17 protein-coding genes and 1 tRNA gene are annotated in these 14,747 nt (G+C 68.0%); 12 read left to right on the top strand and 6 right to left on the bottom strand.

Going from position 1 to position 14,747, the window contains the following annotated elements; all coding sequences use genetic code 11:
- Complete coding sequence (locus BLU08_RS03080) at positions 1 to 723, bottom strand: LuxR family transcriptional regulator (protein WP_090195126.1); 723 nt, start codon at positions 721 to 723, stop codon at positions 1 to 3.
- Between the two features lie 198 nt (positions 724 to 921).
- On the opposite strand from BLU08_RS03080, the gene BLU08_RS03075 reads away from it, so the two are divergent.
- The 6 genes from BLU08_RS03075 to BLU08_RS15445 all read left to right on the top strand — a co-directional run bounded on the left by BLU08_RS03075 (position 922) and on the right by BLU08_RS15445 (position 4,690).
- Positions 922 to 1,281 (top strand): hypothetical protein, encoded by a 360-nt coding sequence (locus tag BLU08_RS03075; RefSeq protein ID WP_090195123.1) that lies wholly within the window; start codon positions 922 to 924, stop codon positions 1,279 to 1,281.
- 103 nt (positions 1,282 to 1,384) lie between these two features.
- Positions 1,385 to 1,460, top strand: a tRNA-Lys gene (locus tag BLU08_RS03070).
- Between the two features lie 143 nt (positions 1,461 to 1,603).
- Complete coding sequence (gene ribB / locus BLU08_RS03065) at positions 1,604 to 2,851, top strand: 3,4-dihydroxy-2-butanone-4-phosphate synthase (RefSeq protein ID WP_090195121.1); 1,248 nt, start codon at positions 1,604 to 1,606, stop codon at positions 2,849 to 2,851.
- 6 nt (positions 2,852 to 2,857) lie between these two features.
- Complete coding sequence (gene ribH, locus BLU08_RS03060; protein ID WP_090195118.1) at positions 2,858 to 3,280, top strand: 6,7-dimethyl-8-ribityllumazine synthase; 423 nt, start codon at positions 2,858 to 2,860, stop codon at positions 3,278 to 3,280.
- A gap of 124 nt (positions 3,281 to 3,404) precedes the next feature.
- Positions 3,405 to 3,689, top strand: a complete 285-nt coding sequence (locus tag BLU08_RS03055; protein WP_090195117.1) for a hypothetical protein — start codon at positions 3,405 to 3,407, stop codon at positions 3,687 to 3,689.
- Between the two features lie 287 nt (positions 3,690 to 3,976).
- Entirely contained in the window at positions 3,977 to 4,690 is a 714-nt protein-coding gene (locus BLU08_RS15445) for a MarR family transcriptional regulator (RefSeq protein WP_233996063.1), read from the top strand.
- Here BLU08_RS15445 and eno read toward each other — a convergent pair.
- Complete coding sequence (gene eno / locus BLU08_RS03045; RefSeq protein ID WP_090195114.1) at positions 4,687 to 5,976, bottom strand: phosphopyruvate hydratase; 1,290 nt, start codon at positions 5,974 to 5,976, stop codon at positions 4,687 to 4,689. The two genes, BLU08_RS15445 and eno, sit on opposite strands and share 4 nt — an antisense overlap.
- A 237-nt stretch (positions 5,977 to 6,213) precedes the next feature.
- On the opposite strand from eno, the gene BLU08_RS03040 reads away from it, so the two are divergent.
- The 5 genes from BLU08_RS03040 to BLU08_RS03020 all read left to right on the top strand — a co-directional run bounded on the left by BLU08_RS03040 (position 6,214) and on the right by BLU08_RS03020 (position 8,901).
- Positions 6,214 to 6,816 carry a hypothetical protein gene (locus BLU08_RS03040; protein ID WP_090200928.1) on the top strand — a complete coding sequence of 201 codons (603 nt, stop codon included), beginning with the start codon at positions 6,214 to 6,216 and terminating at the stop codon, positions 6,814 to 6,816.
- Between the two features lie 4 nt (positions 6,817 to 6,820).
- Positions 6,821 to 7,420, top strand: coding sequence for a phage holin family protein (locus tag BLU08_RS03035; protein ID WP_157674434.1), 600 nt, complete (start codon positions 6,821 to 6,823; stop codon positions 7,418 to 7,420).
- A gap of 1 nt (position 7,421) precedes the next feature.
- Entirely contained in the window at positions 7,422 to 7,781 is a 360-nt protein-coding gene (locus tag BLU08_RS03030; RefSeq protein ID WP_090195108.1) for a hypothetical protein, read from the top strand.
- Between the two features lie 113 nt (positions 7,782 to 7,894).
- Entirely contained in the window at positions 7,895 to 8,524 is a 630-nt protein-coding gene (locus tag BLU08_RS03025; RefSeq protein ID WP_090195105.1) for a hypothetical protein, read from the top strand.
- Between the two features lie 146 nt (positions 8,525 to 8,670).
- Entirely contained in the window at positions 8,671 to 8,901 is a 231-nt protein-coding gene (locus BLU08_RS03020; protein ID WP_090195103.1) for a DUF4170 domain-containing protein, read from the top strand.
- A 168-nt stretch (positions 8,902 to 9,069) separates the two neighbouring features.
- Here BLU08_RS03020 and greA read toward each other — a convergent pair whose 3' ends face one another.
- From greA to BLU08_RS03000, 4 genes are all read right to left on the bottom strand, one after another.
- A complete protein-coding gene (gene greA / locus BLU08_RS03015; RefSeq protein WP_090195100.1) occupies positions 9,070 to 9,546 on the bottom strand; it encodes a transcription elongation factor GreA in 477 nt (158 codons plus the stop codon).
- A gap of 138 nt (positions 9,547 to 9,684) precedes the next feature.
- Positions 9,685 to 13,020 carry a carbamoyl-phosphate synthase large subunit gene (gene carB, locus BLU08_RS03010; protein ID WP_090195097.1) on the bottom strand — a complete coding sequence of 1,112 codons (3,336 nt, stop codon included), beginning with the start codon at positions 13,018 to 13,020 and terminating at the stop codon, positions 9,685 to 9,687.
- Positions 13,020 to 13,541 carry a hypothetical protein gene (locus BLU08_RS03005; RefSeq protein ID WP_090195094.1) on the bottom strand — a complete coding sequence of 174 codons (522 nt, stop codon included), beginning with the start codon at positions 13,539 to 13,541 and terminating at the stop codon, positions 13,020 to 13,022. Before BLU08_RS03005 ends, carB begins: the two co-directional genes overlap by 1 nt.
- Positions 13,541 to 14,188, bottom strand: a complete 648-nt coding sequence (locus BLU08_RS03000; protein ID WP_233996062.1) for a carbamoyl-phosphate synthase large subunit — start codon at positions 14,186 to 14,188, stop codon at positions 13,541 to 13,543. The genes BLU08_RS03005 and BLU08_RS03000 overlap by 1 nt, the downstream gene beginning before the upstream one ends.
- On the opposite strand from BLU08_RS03000, the gene BLU08_RS02995 reads away from it, so the two are divergent.
- Positions 14,165 to 14,515 carry an endonuclease domain-containing protein gene (locus tag BLU08_RS02995; protein ID WP_090195091.1) on the top strand — a complete coding sequence of 117 codons (351 nt, stop codon included), beginning with the start codon at positions 14,165 to 14,167 and terminating at the stop codon, positions 14,513 to 14,515. The genes BLU08_RS03000 and BLU08_RS02995 overlap by 24 nt on opposite strands.
- Positions 14,516 to 14,747: the final 232 nt, after the last annotated feature.

Genomic DNA, 14,747 nt, shown 5'->3' with positions numbered 1-14,747 from the left:
TCAGGCCCGCAGCAACCCGAGCTTGAGCGCCTTGACCACCGCCCCCACCCGGTCCGAGGCGTCGAGCTTGGTGTAGATTCGCCGTGAATAGGTCTTCACCGTGTCCGGCGAAAGACCCATGATGTCGGCGGTGACCGAGAGCGACTTGCCCTCGGTGAACCAGCCGAGCACCTCGCGCTCGCGGTCGGACAGCGAGATCTTGCCCGGCCCGTTCTCGATGAGGACGCAGACCCGCTGGTGCGCCGCCTGGGCGATGGCGCGCACGAGGCCGATGCGGCGGTCCGGCACCTGGTCCACCGGGCAGCCGAAATCGATCGCGGCATAGCCATCGCGCCCGTGCATCCCGAAAAGCGCAATGCCGAAACCGTGTTCGAGCCCGTGGTCGCGCATCGCGCCGAAGAAGGCCTCGTTCCGTGGCGTGTTGCGCCCCGCCTCGAACGCCTCGCGCCAGGTCAGCATGGTGCCGGATGCAAGCACGCGGCGCGGGATCGGGTCGTCGCGGCGGAAATCGGCATCCTCGTAGCGTTCCAGCCATTCTTCGGGAAAGCCGCGCGAATAGACGATGGTGGAAGGCGAGGTCGGCTCTTCGAACAGCGGCGTGACGTGATAGCTCTGCCGCACCGCGCCTTCTTCCTCGGCGACGTCGCAGCCATACCGGATCGCCTCGGCGATGTCGGAGATCCGGTCCAGGCTGGCGAAATGCCGCTGCATGACCTGCGTCATACACGAAGTCACCCGGATGGGCGACTTCCGCTTTGGCCAGGAAACGCGCAACGGCCCGCATCGATCAAGTTCGGGCCTTCGGGTCGCAATCCGTCCGGTCCGGGCGGAAGGCTGAAAGCCCGGATCCTGGCGGCAGCGGTTACTCCCCCCTTGGCAGTCCTGCCGCCAGGAACACCTCCCCCGCTCCCGAGCCTCGCAATGCCCTTTCCGCTTCGTATCGTCCGCAACCTGCTCGACCGGCTTGCCCCGGCCGAACCCTGCCGTCCCGCCGAACCGCCGCTGCGCGAAGGCGGGGTGGTGCTCGCCGCGTTGATGACCGAGGCCGTGTACCACCGCGAGACGCGCGGCCTCGTCACCAGTCTGCGCCAGCTCCACCGCATCCTCGACCTTTCGCAGCCCGCCGCGCTCAGGATCGCCCACCTGCTCTCGCGCGAGGGCGTGCTGTGCATCGAGGAGAACCTCTCCGACCGGCTCGAAAGCACGGTGCGCCTGTCGCCCCGCACGCGCGAGCGTTTCGCCCGCCTCGCCCTTGAAAATCTGGGCGAGGAAGCGGCATAGCCCCTTCCCAATCGCAAAGAGCGCGCTATATGCAGCGCCTCACGCGATTCGACAGGCGCGTCCTGCGCCTCCTCCGCCGTGACTTTCCGATCCCGATCGGTATGGACGCATAGCTCAGTTGGTAGAGCAGCTGACTCTTAATCAGCGGGTCCTAGGTTCGAGCCCTAGTGCGTCCACCACCTCCCTTCCCTCAGTTTCGTCCTGCAGCGCACATCGCGCGCCACATTGCGTCGGGGTTTCGTTCACCTGGTTCAGGCGCCTTGCGCGTTTCGGCGCGACAGGCGGGGCTTGAATTCACATCATGGTGTAATAAGGCGTCGTCATGGACACATCGACCGTCACACGCGTGCGCGACCTCGTCGAAAGCGGCACCTTCACCCGCGCCGGGCTTGCCCGGGCCGCCGGGCTCCATGCCAACACCCTGCGCGACTGCACGGAGGAAAGCTGGAACCCCACCGCCGAAACCCTCGCCAAGCTCGCCGCCTTCCTCGAAGCCAACGACGAACGCCCGGTCCTCGTCGGGATCGAGGAGATCATCGACGAAGCGCGCAACGGACGGATGTACATCCTCGTCGATGACGAGGACCGCGAGAACGAGGGCGATCTCATCATCCCCGCGCAGATGGCGACCCCGGCCGCGATCAATTTCATGGCCACCCACGGGCGCGGCCTCATCTGCCTCGCGCTCACCAAGGAGCGGGTCGACCACCTCGGATTGCAGCCGATGAGCCGCAACAACAAGGAATCGATGCAGACCGCCTTCACCATCTCGATCGAGGCGAAGGAAGGGGTCACCACCGGCATATCCGCCGCCGACCGGGCGCGCACGATCTCGGTCGCGATCGACAGCGCCAAGGGCCCGGACGACATCGTCACCCCCGGCCATGTCTTCCCGCTCGCCGCACGCGACGGGGGGACCCTCGTGCGCGCCGGGCACACCGAAGCGGCGGTCGACATCTCGCGCCTTGCCGGGCTCAACCCCTCGGGCGTGATCTGCGAGATCATGAACGAGGACGGCACCATGGCGCGCATGGACGACCTCGTGAAATTCGCGCGCCGCCACGATCTCAAGATCGGGACGATCCGCGACCTCATCGCCTACCGGATGCGCAACGACCATCTGGTCGAGCGCCTGTCCGAACGCAATTTCGTGAGCGATTACGGCGGCCACTGGCGCATGATCACCTATCGCGACCGGGTCGAGGGGAACGAAGCCTACGTCCTCCAGAAAGGCCATGTCGTCCCGGGAGAGCCGACCCTCGCCCGCGTCCACCCGATCTCGGTGTTCGACGACGTTCTGGGCGCACCCGGCCCGCGCAAGCGCACGCTCCAGCGGGCGATGGAGGCGGTCGGCGATCACGGGTCGGGCATCATCGTGATCCTGACCGGCCGCGTCGGCACGGGCGCATGGAGCAGGGACGAGGAACTGCGCAACATCGGCATCGGCTCCCAGATCCTCGCCGATCTCGGCGTCCACGACATGATCCTGCTGTCCAATTCACGCCCCGACCTCGTCGCGATCGAGGGTTTCGGGCTCACTATCACCGGCCACCGGCCGATCCCGGAGTAACGCGAAATGGCACGCATCCTCATCGTCGAGGCGCGCTTCTACGAACACCTCAACGACCAGTTGATCGCCGGCGCGCGCGCCGTGATCGAGGCGGCCGGGAACGAGGCCGAGGTGCTGACGGTGCCCGGCGCGCTCGAGGTTCCCGGCGCGATCGCGCTCGCGGCGGAAAGCGGCGATTACGACGCCTTCGTCGCACTCGGGGTCGTCATCCGGGGCGAGACCTATCATTTCGAGATCGTCGCGGGCGAAAGCGCGCGCGCGATCATGGCGCTGACCATGGACGGCATCGCCATCGGCAACGGGATCCTGACGGTCGAGAACGAGGCGCAGGCCCTCGTCCGCGCGGACCGGGCGCAGAAGGACAAGGGCGGCGAGGCGGCGAAGGCCGCGCTCGCGCTGATGGCGCTGGCCGAGCGATTCGCCCGCTGAGCCCGCGCGCCGGGCGGGGTGCGGGCCGGACTAGGGGTTTGCCCGGATACAGGTCTTCATAAGGCTGGGCTAAGGATACTTCCTGAGGGCCGCGCACCAATCGTTCCAGCTCGAAGGATTCCCGATGACCTGCACTTCCACCGGCCCGACGGCCGAACTGATCGACGTCGCCCTCGTTCTCACCGACTGTCTCGTCCGGCTCGACCGGGCCGGCGCGGGGATCGCGGCGATCCACGTCAACGCCGCGATCGAACACCTTGCCGCGGGGCTTGGCGCGCAGGCGGGCGCGGAACCGCCGGGCGGTGATGCCGCACCCGCATGGGACCTGTCCGGGGAAGACGCGGACTGGCCCGAACAATACGACGCCCGCCTTGTCGGCATCCTGCCGCCGAACGGACAGCCGCATTGAAAGCCTGCACCCGCGCCGCCCGCGGGCGCGGGACCGGGTGTTTCGCCTTAGGGTTCTTGCGTAAAGCCAGCGCGCAGGCGGTAAGCTAACCTGCCGGCAAATGGGGGCGCTTCGGATCGACCGGCCGACAAGGCCGATCGGATCGGCGCGCACCGCCGGTCCCGGAAGGTCGCAATCCGCATGACACACCCTGGCAATTCCATCGGCCCCGCCGCCCACGCCGGCTCGCTCGCACTCCAGACAGACGGCGGCGCTCCGCGCAATGCGCCGCGGCAGGGAGGGCGGCGATGACCGAGGGCCGCCTTTCCCCCTTCCCCGATCGCTGCGTCGGCTCGCAGGACGACGATCCTGCCGGCGAGATCTCGAATGACGGACAGGGCGGGACGGCGCGCTTTCCCGAAGCCCGCACCGCCGGCGGGGGCGATGGCTCGCCGACCGACCTCAGGCCCTTCGCCGATCAGTTGATGGCCATCGCCCGGCAATTGCGCGATGGTCGGTTCACCGCTCTTTCCGGCCCATCGGAAGGGGGGGGAGCGGGCTCGGGCTTGGCCTCGGGCATGGCGGGCCGCGATGCGGGGTGCAGGTGTGCCCCGCACGCCCGGCCCGCGCCCGGCGCCGAGCCGCGCGAGGAAGCGGTGCCGCCCGATCCCGAAACGCAGCGCCGCCGCTTCGGGATCCTCGCGCGCAAGGCCTATGCCGCCCGCCGCCGCCGCGGGGCGATCTTCGGCAGCCCCGATCTGTTCGGGGAGCCCGCGTGGGACATCCTGCTCGACCTCTACATCGCCCATGTCGAACGCAAGGACGTCTCGGTGTCGAGCGCGTGCATCGGCTCCGCCGCCCCGCCGACGACGGGGCTGCGCTGGCTCGGCGTGCTGGCAGAGGCGGGCTTCGTCCGGCGCGAACACGACCCATGCGACCAGCGCCGGGTGCTGGTGCGCCTGACCCGGCGCGGGCTGGAGGCGATGGACCGCTACTTCACGCTCGCCGGCGGGGCGCTCTAGTCCCTCAGTGCGCCGAAACAGGCCGCCCCGGCATAATGCGCGCTGTCGCCCAGCTCTTCCTCGATGCGGATCAGCTGGTTGTATTTCGCGAGCCGGTCCGACCGGGCAAGGCTGCCGGTCTTGATCTGCCCGCAATTGGTCGCAACCGCGAGGTCGGCGATGGTCGCATCCTCGGTTTCGCCCGAGCGATGGCTCATCACGCTGGTGTAGCGCGCGCGGGTCGCCATATCGACCGCGGCCAGCGTTTCGGTGAGCGTGCCGATCTGGTTGACCTTGACCAGCAGCGAATTGGCAAGGCCGCGCGCGATCCCGTCGGCTAGGCGCTGCGGATTGGTCACGAAAAGGTCGTCACCGACCAGCTGGACACGGTCCCCGATCGCCTCGGTCAGCGCCTTCCAGCCTTCGAAATCGTCCTCGCTCATGCCGTCCTCGATCGAACGGATCGGGTAGTCGGTGGTCAGCTTCGCCAGATAATCGGCCATTTCCTCGCCCGAAAGGCTGAGCTTTTCGCCGGAGATTTCGTAGCGCCCCTCGCGGAAGAACTCGGTCGCCGCGCAGTCGAGCGCGAGCACCACGTCCTCGCCCGGGGTGAACCCGGCCTGTTCGATGCTCGTCATGATGAAATCGAGCGCGTCGCGCGTGCCCGCGAGGTCGGGGGCGAAGCCGCCCTCGTCGCCGACCGCGGTCGAAAGGCCCTTGTCCGACAGGCCCTTCTTCAGGGTGTGAAAGATTTCCGCGCCCCAGCGCACGGCCTCCGCGATGGAATCCGCGCCGACCGGCATGACCATGAATTCCTGGATATCGATCGGGTTGTCGGCGTGCTCCCCGCCGTTGATGATGTTCATCATCGGCACGGGCAGGACGTGGGCCGAAACACCACCGATATAGGAATAGAGCGGCAGGCCCCGCGCCGCCGCCGCCGCCTTGGCCACCGCAAGGCTGGTGCCCAGGATCGCGTTCGCGCCGAGCCGGGCCTTGTTCGGCGTGTCGTCCAGCGCGATCAGCGCCATGTCGACATCGCGCTGGTCCTCGGCATCGAAGGCCGCGACGAGCCGCTCGCGGATCTCGGTGTTGACCGCATCGACCGCACCCAGCACGCCCTTGCCCTTGTAGCGCGCCGCGTCGCCGTCGCGCAGTTCCACCGCCTCGTGCGCGCCGGTCGACGCGCCCGAGGGCACGGCGGCGCGGCCGAAACTGCCGTCTTCGAGCAGCACGTCGACCTCCACCGTCGGATTGCCCCGGCTGTCGAGGATTTCACGGCCGTGAAGGTCGATGATGGCGGTCATGTTTGGCTCCGGCTGGCTGATCGTGTATGATGCACGCGGCCCCGGCCGCTGCGCCTTTCGCCCGCGTCCCTATGCTGCCCTTTGCGGCGGCGCAAGCGGCGGTTTGCCCCGTCGCCGGGCCAGGCCGCGTGCGGAACGGCATTGTTTCGGACCCTTTTCGCCGCGCGGCCATTGCATAGACGGGCGATGATGTATTTCTTGCCCATTCATGCGATCACGGGAGGTGACGAGACGATCATGGCAGAGAGCAGCACCACGAAATCGACCACGGCGAAAAAGACCCCGGCCAAGTCCGCCAAGGGCGCGACGACGAAATCGACCGCCCCCAAGAAGGCGGCGAGCGCGAAGAAGACCGGCGCCGTCGCCAAGGGGCCTGACGGCGATCACGCCGCCGAGGCGAAGAGCCGTTTCAACGCCGCTCTCGAGGAAGCCAAGGCCGGCGCCGCCGCCCTCCGCAGCGAGGCGCAGACCCGCGTCGGTGCCTACCGCGACCAGGCCGGCGAACAGGGCGAAGCCTACGGCGAAAAGGCCCGGACCCGCGCGAGCGAACTCGCGACCGAAGGCAAGAAATCGGTCAGCGAAGGGCTCGTCTCGCTGAGCCACGTCGTCTCCGACACCGCGGCCAAGATCGACGAGAGCCTCGGCCCGGAATACGGCGACTACGCGCGCAAGGCCTCGCGCAGCCTGGCCGAAACCTCGGCCCGGATCGACGAGAAGAGCGTCGAGGAACTGGGCGAGGACGCGCGCGAATTCGTCCGCCGCAGCCCCGGCCTTGCGGTCGGCATGGCGGCGCTCGCGGGCTACCTGTTCGCGCGGATGTTCCGCGGCTCGCGCGACTGAAGGCGTGGCCGCGACGAAAACGGCCCCCGCCGGGCACGGTCGGCCGGGTGAAGCGGTGCCGGGCGACGAACCGGCAGCAGCGACGCCGGACCTTGCCCGCGGGTCGGACCGACATCTGCCGCCCGGCGCGCCCGGCGGGATCGAGGACCCGTTCGATCCTGCCAACACGCCCGCCGACATGCCGGCCGATCCGACAACGGTCGGCCCGCCCGAGGAAGGCCTGTCCGAAAGCCTGACCGAAGAGCTCGCCGCCCTGATCGATGACGGGCGCACCTATGTCGGCGCCGAGATCAATTTCCAGAAAACCCGCGCCAGCCTTGCGGGCAAGCACGCCGGGATCGCGCTCGGCCTCGCGGTCGTCGCGGTCGTGGTGCTGCACGTCGCGGTGCTGGCATTCGCGGTGGGGCTGGTGATGGCGCTCGCCCCGCTGGTGACCATCTGGGGCTCGATCGCGATCGTGGTGGGCACGCTGCTCGGCGTGACCGGGCTGCTCGGCTGGCAGGCGGCAAGGCACGGCCAGCGCATCGGGGAGATCTTCTCCGCCGGCGATGCCTCCTCCCCGCCCGCCCGCGTGCCCGGCACCGCGCCGGAGGAAGAGATCTGAGATGGCGGATATGGACCCCCGCCTTGCAGAGGACCTCGCGCTGCGCAACGCCGCGCTCGCCGTGCTCAAGGCCGATATCGACCACGCGAAGAAGAGCTTTGCGCCCAAGGCCGTCGCCACCCGCGCGGGAACCCGCGTCAAGGAAGGCGCCGAGGAGGTGTTCGAACTCGCCAAGGAACGCGCCGACGACAATCGCGGCGTGATCGCGGTGCTGATCGGGGCGCTGTTCCTGTTCCTCGCGCGGCAGCCGATCCTTGAAATCCTCGGCCTGGCCGAGCCGCCGCCGGACGATGCGGACCATGGGCACGATGCCGATCGCGAGGACGATGCCGATCACGGGACCGATGCGGAGCCCGTCTGAGCGGCGCGGGAACACCGTCCGCCCTCGCCCCGTTGCTTTCACGAAGCCCGGAAACGGCGTATGATGCGCGCCGCAAGAGACAAGCGCCCGCGACCCGCGGGCAAGGAGTGACAATGACCGAAACGAGCACCGGCCAGACCACCTGGGAAAAGACCGCCGCGCACACCGGCAACGCGCCGGCGAGCGGACACAACAGCAAGGGCACGGACAGGCGCGACGAGCTGCGCGCCAAGATCGAGGCGAGCGAGCGCCGCATTGCCGAGCGCAGCCTCGCCGACGATGCGCGCGATGCGGCGGTCGCCGCGCGCGACTACACCCGCGCGCACCCGTTGACCGTGGTCGGCGCGGCGATCGGGATCGGCATCCTGATCGGCCTCGCCACGCCGCCCGGACGGCGCGCGGCAGGCCGCGCAGCCAGCGCGACCGCAGGCGCGGTCGGCGGCGCCGCCACCGCAGCAGGCGGCGCCGCGAAACGCGGGAGCGAGGCGCTGTTCGCGCCGTTCATGAACGCGATCACCGCCTATGTCCTGAAACTGGTCGATGAGGCCCTGTCCGCCGCCGAGGCCGGTCAGGACCGGCTCGAGGACCTGTCCGACAGCGCCGAGGCGACCGCGCGCAAGGTCCGCCGCGATGCCGGCTACCGCGCCGGGACCGTGGCCGACAGCGCGCGCGACAGCGCCCGCCGCACCAAGCGCAAGGCGAGCCGCGCCGTGCGCGACATCAAGGAGCGCATCGCAGGCTGATCCGTTCCGGGCCGACCGGCCCCGCTTGCGAAAGCGGCGGGCTTGCCCGGCGTGCGAAAGCGATTAAGGGCTGCGGGGAAATCCTCCCCACGGCCCTTTTTCGTGTTTCGATGCGACAGGGGCGAGCCAAGCAAGGACAGCCGAGAATGGAAGAAACCACCCCGAGCCAGCGCCTCCACCTCGTCATGGGCGGCCGCGTGAAGGACCCGCGCGGGCACGAATTCCAGGACCCCGAAAGCCTCCACGTCGTCGGCGTGTTCAGCTCCTACGAAGCCGCGGTCGAAGCCTGGCGCGCGCAGGCGCAGCGCACCGTGGACGATGCCGAGATGAAATACGTCGTGGTCCACATCCACAAGCTGCTGACGCCCGAGGAATGAGGTCGTGGCCGCCGGGGCGGCGGGCCAGGAGCACATGAACCCGTGTCCCGGCGAAGGGCCGGGACATAGTGCGGATGTCGGTTTTCCGGAGGGCTGTCCCTGCCCGCGCACGGTATCCCGCCGCGGAAGAACGGAGTCCCCGCCTGCGCGGGGACCCGCATCATATCCTCAGATGAACTCGATCTTCTCGACGAGGTAGAACTTGTCGCCCGAAGGCACCGTCACCTCGATCTCGTCGCCGACCTGCTTGCCGATCAGCGCGCGGGCCATCGGCGAGGAGTAGGAGATCCGTCCCTTGTTCGCGTCGGCCTCGGTCTGGCCGACGATCTGGTATTTGACCGGCTTGTCGTCCTCGTCGAGGAGGGTGACGGTGGCGCCGAAGATGATCCTGTCGCCCGACAGCGTCTTGGGGTCGATGATCTGGGCGCGGCTGACCTTGTCCTCGATCTCGGCGATCTGCGCCTCGACCTGGCCCTGGCGTTCCTTCGCCGCGTGATATTCGGCATTTTCCGACAGGTCGCCGTGGGCGCGCGCTTCCTCGATCGCGTCGACGATCCGGGGACGTTCCTCGCGCAGGGCCTTGAGATCGGCAGTCAGCCGCTCATAGCCTTCCACCAGCATCGGAACCTTTTCCATTGTTGCCATGTCCGTCCTTTTTCCTCCAAAGCCCCCGCATCCGAACCGTTCTCGCGGCCTTTCGATCCGGCCTTTTGTCACTCGGGGAGCGCGCCCCCTCGTCACGGGAGGGAGCTTTCAGCGCGCCCGGAATATCGGAAGGGAAGGTTACGTGGTCGGCCCTCCATAATAGTCCTGCAACGAGCGGACTTCAAGCTGATGCGGCTTGACCGCGCGAATCGCCGCTGCCGCCGCCCGCGATGCCGCGGCCGTGGTGTAATAGGGCACCTTCTTTTCGAGAGCGCTTGCCCGGATCGACTTGGAATCGAGCAGCGACTGCCAGCCTTCGGTGGTGTTGAAGATCAGCGCGATCTCGCCGTCGATGATCTTGTCGACGATGTGCGGCTGGCCTTCGGCGACCTTGTTGACGCCTTCGACGTCGAGCCCCTGTTCGGCGAGATAGGCCTGCGTGCCCGCGGTGGCGAGGATGCGGAAACCCTCTGCGATGAGCGAGCGCACCGCATCGACGATGCCGGCCTTGTCCGAATTCTTGACCGAAACGAACACCGTGCCTTCCCGCGGGAGCGCCATGCCGACCCCCATCTGCGACTTGAGGAAGGCCGCCTCGAAATCGCGGTCGATCCCCATGACCTCTCCGGTCGATTTCATTTCCGGGGTCAGCACCGGGTCCGCGCCGGGGAAGCGGCTGAAGGGGAAGACCGCCTCCTTCACCGCCATGTAGGGCAGATCGCGGCGGAAGGGTTCGAAACCGGCGAGCTTCTCGCCCGCCATCACGCGCGCGGCGATCTTGGCCACCGGCTGGCCGATCGCCTTGGCGACGAAGGGCACGGTGCGGCTGGCGCGCGGGTTGACTTCGATGAGGTAGACCTCCGCGTCCTTGACCGCGAACTGCACGTTCATCAGGCCCACGACGCCCAGCGCGCGGGCGAGCGCTTCGGTCTGCCGTTCCATTTCGGCGACGATCTCGGGCGGCAGCGAATAGGGCGGCAGGGTGCAGGCGCTGTCGCCGGAATGGACGCCCGCCTCCTCGATGTGCTGCATGACGCCGGCGACGCGGACCTCGGTCCCGTCGCACAGGGCATCGACATCGACCTCGATCGCGTCGCGCAGATATTGATCGACCAGCACCGGACTGTCGCCCGAAACGGTGACGGCGTTGACGATGTAGTCGTCGAGCTGCGCTTCGGAATCGACGATCTCCATCGCCCGCCCGCCGAGCACGAAGGAGGGCCGCAGCAGCACCGGGTAGCCGATCCGCGCCGCCACCGCCGCCGCCTCGTCGCGGGTGTAGGCGATGCCGTTGTCGGGCTGTTTCAGTTTCAGCTTGTTGACGAGCCGGGCGAAGCGTTCGCGGTCCTCGGCATGGTCGATCGCGTCTGGGCTGGTGCCGAGGATCGGGATCCCCGCATCCTCCAGCGCCTGCGCGAGCTTGAGCGGGGTCTGCCCGCCGAACTGGACGATGACACCGACGAGCTCGCCCCTGCTCCGCTCCACCCGCAGGATTTCCAGCACGTCCTCGCTCGTCAGCGGTTCGAAATAGAGCCGGTCGGAGGTGTCGTAATCGGTCGAGACGGTTTCCGGGTTGCAATTGACCATGATCGTCTCGAACCCGGCCTCTGCCAGGGCGAAGCAGGCGTGGACGCAGCAATAGTCGAATTCGATCCCCTGCCCGATCCGGTTCGGGCCGCCGCCGAGGATGACGATCTTGCGCCGGTCGGACGGGTCCGCCTCGCATTCCGCCTGCCCGAAGCTCGGCGCCTCGTAGGTCGAATACATGTAGGGCGTCACCGCTTCGAATTCGGCGGCGCAGGAATCGATCCGCTTGAACACGGGAAAGACGCCGTGCTTCGCCCGCAGCGCGCGGACCTCGTGTTCGTCGGTGGCGCCTGCCATCGCCTGCAGGGCGGTGTGAAGCAGGCCCGAACTCTTCGCCCGGGTTTCGGCAAGCCCGCCCGCGACCCCGACCGAACGCACCGCCAGCGTCGCGAGCCGGCGGTCGGAAAAGCCCATCGCCTTGAGCCGCCGCAGCCCTTCGGCATCGCGCGGCAGACCGTCCGTCTGGACTTCGCGTTCGGCCTCCATCAGCGCGTGGATCTGGCGCAGGAACCACGGGTCGTAGAAGGTGACCGCGGCGACCTCCTCGATCGAGAGCCCTTCGCGGAAGGCCTGCGCGACTTTCAGGATGCGGTCGGGCGTCCGCCGCGACAGGGCGGCGGTGATGACGTCCTTGGGCTGGCCTTCGAGCTCGGTCACGCGGTTGAACCCGTCGAGCCCGGTTTCGAGCCCGCGCAGCGCCTTCTGCATCGATTCCTGGAAATTGCGCCCGATCGCCATGACCTCGCCGACCGATTTCATCGCGGTCGAAAGCGTCGCGTCCGCGCCCTTGAACTTCTCGAAGGCGAAGCGCGGGATCTTGGTCACCACGTAATCGATCGTCGGCTCGAAGCTGGCAGGCGTGGCCCCGGTGATCTCGTTGGTGATTTCGTCCAGCGTATAGCCGACCGCCAGCTTCGCCGCGACGCGGGCGATGGGAAAGCCGGTCGCCTTGGACGCGAGCGCCGAGCTCCGCGAGACGCGCGGGTTCATCTCGATCACGATCAGGCGCCCGTCCGCCGGGTTTACCGCGAATTGCACGTTCGATCCGCCCGTCTCGACCCCGATCTCGCGCAGCACCGCGATGCTGGCCGAACGCATGATCTGGTATTCCTTGTCGGTCAGGGTCAGCGCCGGGGCGACCGTGATCGAATCGCCCGTGTGCACGCCCATCGGATCGACGTTCTCGATCGCGCAGATGATGATCGCGTTGTCCTTGCGATCGCGCACGACCTCCATCTCGTATTCCTTCCAGCCGAGGAGCGATTCCTCGATCAGGACCTCGGTGGTGGGCGACGCGTCGAGCCCCTCGCGCACGATGCGGTCGAATTCCTGCGTGTTGTAGGCGATCCCGCCGCCCGTCCCGCCGAGCGTGAAGGAAGGCCGGATGATCGCGGGCAGGCCGGTGCGCTCCAGCACCTCGCGCGCCTGTTCGAGCGTGTTGGCGACGCCCGAACGCGCGCTTTCGAGCCCGATCGCGTCCATCGCCTCGCGGAAGCGCTGGCGGTTCTCGGCCTTGTCGATCGCATCGGCCTTCGCGCCGATCATCTCGACGCCGTATTCGGCCAGCACGCCCATCGCATCGAGCTTCAGCGCGCAGTTGAGCGCGGTCTGGCCGCCCATGGTCGGCAGCAGGGCGTCGGGGCGTTCCTTCGCGATGATCTTGGCGACGATTTCGGGCGTGATCGGCTCGACATAGGTGGCATCGGCGAATTCCGGGTCGGTCATGATCGTCGCCGGATTGCTGTTCACGAGGATGACGCGGTAGCCCTCCTCCTTCAGCGCCTTGATCGCCTGCGTGCCGGAATAGTCGAACTCGCACGCCTGCCCGATGATGATGGGGCCTGCGCCGATGACGAGGATGGAGGAAATGTCGGTGCGTTTGGGCATCAGCGTTGCGTCTCTTGTTCGGGTTCGCGGTCTGCGGCGGGGTCTTGCGGTGCGGGGCCGGCCTGCACGTCGATCAGGCGCATGTCGGCCTGCTGGCGCGCACAGCCGTTGGCGATCATGTCGGAAACGGGCTGCCGCTCGCCGCGCACGCGGTAAAGCGCCGGGTCGCGGCCGAGGAAGAAGGCGCCCTTCTCGTCCACGTCGCGGGCCATGAATTCCTCGACCGCGGTGTCGGTCATGTTGGTCCGGTTCATCGTGCGATAGCCCGCCGTCTCGTCCCCGCCCCGGCCCACCAGCGCCTGCACGTCATCGAGGGCGAGCTTGGTGATGTCATAGGTGTAGGTGGGAACGCCTACCTCGCCCTCGTAGCGCCGGAAGTCCGATCCCGGACCGAGCAGGCCGGAAACCCGCGCGGCGCAGTCTGCGGCGCTTTCGGTGCCGACGCGCTTGTCCTCGGGCCAGATCAGCGAGCAGGCCGAAAGCGCAGGCAGGATGGCGAGGAACACGACGGCGGCGCGCATCAGCCTTCCCCTCCGCCCGGATCGAAGCCGAGCACGACGCGGGTGTAGCGATCGACATAGGGCAGCACGTCGGGCCCGCTCACGCCCTTGCCGTGGACGAAGGTGCAGTTGCGCCGCACATCGACGAGCCGGTCGCCATCGCGCACGAGGATGTAGGACAGCACGTAATAGCGCAGCGGCTGGCGCTGGCGCCCGACAATGTCCAGGCGGCGGACGTCGTCGCCATAATCGCGCAAGGATTCGCGGTCCTCGAAGCCCTGCGCGCTGCGGCGTTCGGCGACGGCGGCATGGCGGGCGTCGGGGTCGAAATCCGCTTCGGCAAAGGGGGTTTCGGTGGCGGCGACGAGGCAGTCCATGCGCCCCGCGACGGGCCTGCCGGTGTCCTCCCTGAACAGGACGGGCCGCCAGAAGGCGACGACGGGCAGGCCGGTTTCGTCCTGCCGGACGGTGACCGACCCGTCGCCCTGGAACGCGACGCCGCTGGCGATCTCGACGCCGGGCCACTCGGCAAGCGGCGGCGGGGTGGTTGCGGGGGATTGGGCGAGCGCAGGGGTGGCGAAAGCTGCGGCAAGCGCAAGAAGCCCCTTCCCTTGAGGGAAGGGGTTGGGGATGGGTGTGCGACGATGCCGGAAAAGCGACTCACGCAAACCGCGCGCAAACTGCGCCGCGAAATGACGGAGGCGGAACGCGCGCTCTGGCTTCACCTCCGCCAGCGCGACCTCTTTGGCGTCAAATTCATCCGCCAACACCCCATCGGAGACTTCATCGCCGACTTCGCCTGCCGGTCCTTGCGCCTCGCCATCGAAGTCGACGGCGGGCAGCACTCCGACAGCCCGACCGATGTAAACCGCACGCGGATCATCAAAGCCCACGGCTACTGCGTGATCCGCTTCTGGAACAACGAGGTGCTGGAGAACATGGATGGAGTTTTGCAGGTGATCGCCAAGGAAATCGCGATCGCGCGTAACCAATAAGGCTCTTCCCTTGAGGAAAGGGGTTGGGGATGGGTGTTCCACGCCCGATACGTCGCGCTGCCCCCTCACCGCCGAACCCCCATCCCCGGCCCTTCCCCAAGGGGAAGGGAGAACAAGAGGCAACGCTATGAGGCCCATCCCTCTCGACATCAGTATCCGAACCTGTTTTTCGAGCGGTCGCTTCGCAAAATCTTCACCGCAACACGGCGAAGAGGTGTCGTGGCTTTCCATC

Source organism: Erythrobacter sp. HL-111, assembly GCF_900105095.1.
In the GTDB taxonomy this organism is placed as follows: domain Bacteria; phylum Pseudomonadota; class Alphaproteobacteria; order Sphingomonadales; family Sphingomonadaceae; genus Erythrobacter.
This window is presented reverse-complemented; position numbering and strand designations above follow the sequence as displayed.

Excerpts from the sequence above, each read along its gene's own strand:
- BLU08_RS03075 (WP_090195123.1), top strand. The coding sequence starts at position 922 with ATGCCCTTTCCGCTTCGTATCGTCCGCAACCTGCTCGACCGGCTTGCC.
- carB (WP_090195097.1), bottom strand. The coding sequence starts at position 13,020 with ATGCCCAAACGCACCGACATTTCCTCCATCCTCGTCATCGGCGCAGGC.
- BLU08_RS15445 (WP_233996063.1), top strand. The coding sequence starts at position 3,977 with ATGACCGAGGGCCGCCTTTCCCCCTTCCCCGATCGCTGCGTCGGCTCG.
- eno (WP_090195114.1), bottom strand. The coding sequence starts at position 5,976 with ATGACCGCCATCATCGACCTTCACGGCCGTGAAATCCTCGACAGCCGG.
- ribB (WP_090195121.1), top strand. The coding sequence starts at position 1,604 with ATGGACACATCGACCGTCACACGCGTGCGCGACCTCGTCGAAAGCGGC.
- BLU08_RS03030 (WP_090195108.1), top strand. The coding sequence starts at position 7,422 with ATGGCGGATATGGACCCCCGCCTTGCAGAGGACCTCGCGCTGCGCAAC.
- BLU08_RS03055 (WP_090195117.1), top strand. The coding sequence starts at position 3,405 with ATGACCTGCACTTCCACCGGCCCGACGGCCGAACTGATCGACGTCGCC.
- BLU08_RS02995 (WP_090195091.1), top strand. The coding sequence starts at position 14,165 with ATGCCGGAAAAGCGACTCACGCAAACCGCGCGCAAACTGCGCCGCGAA.
- BLU08_RS03025 (WP_090195105.1), top strand. The coding sequence starts at position 7,895 with ATGACCGAAACGAGCACCGGCCAGACCACCTGGGAAAAGACCGCCGCG.
- greA (WP_090195100.1), bottom strand. The coding sequence starts at position 9,546 with ATGGCAACAATGGAAAAGGTTCCGATGCTGGTGGAAGGCTATGAGCGG.
- BLU08_RS03040 (WP_090200928.1), top strand. The coding sequence starts at position 6,214 with ATGGCAGAGAGCAGCACCACGAAATCGACCACGGCGAAAAAGACCCCG.
- ribH (WP_090195118.1), top strand. The coding sequence starts at position 2,858 with ATGGCACGCATCCTCATCGTCGAGGCGCGCTTCTACGAACACCTCAAC.
- BLU08_RS03080 (WP_090195126.1), bottom strand. The coding sequence starts at position 723 with ATGACGCAGGTCATGCAGCGGCATTTCGCCAGCCTGGACCGGATCTCC.
- BLU08_RS03020 (WP_090195103.1), top strand. The coding sequence starts at position 8,671 with ATGGAAGAAACCACCCCGAGCCAGCGCCTCCACCTCGTCATGGGCGGC.
- BLU08_RS03005 (WP_090195094.1), bottom strand. The coding sequence starts at position 13,541 with ATGCGCGCCGCCGTCGTGTTCCTCGCCATCCTGCCTGCGCTTTCGGCC.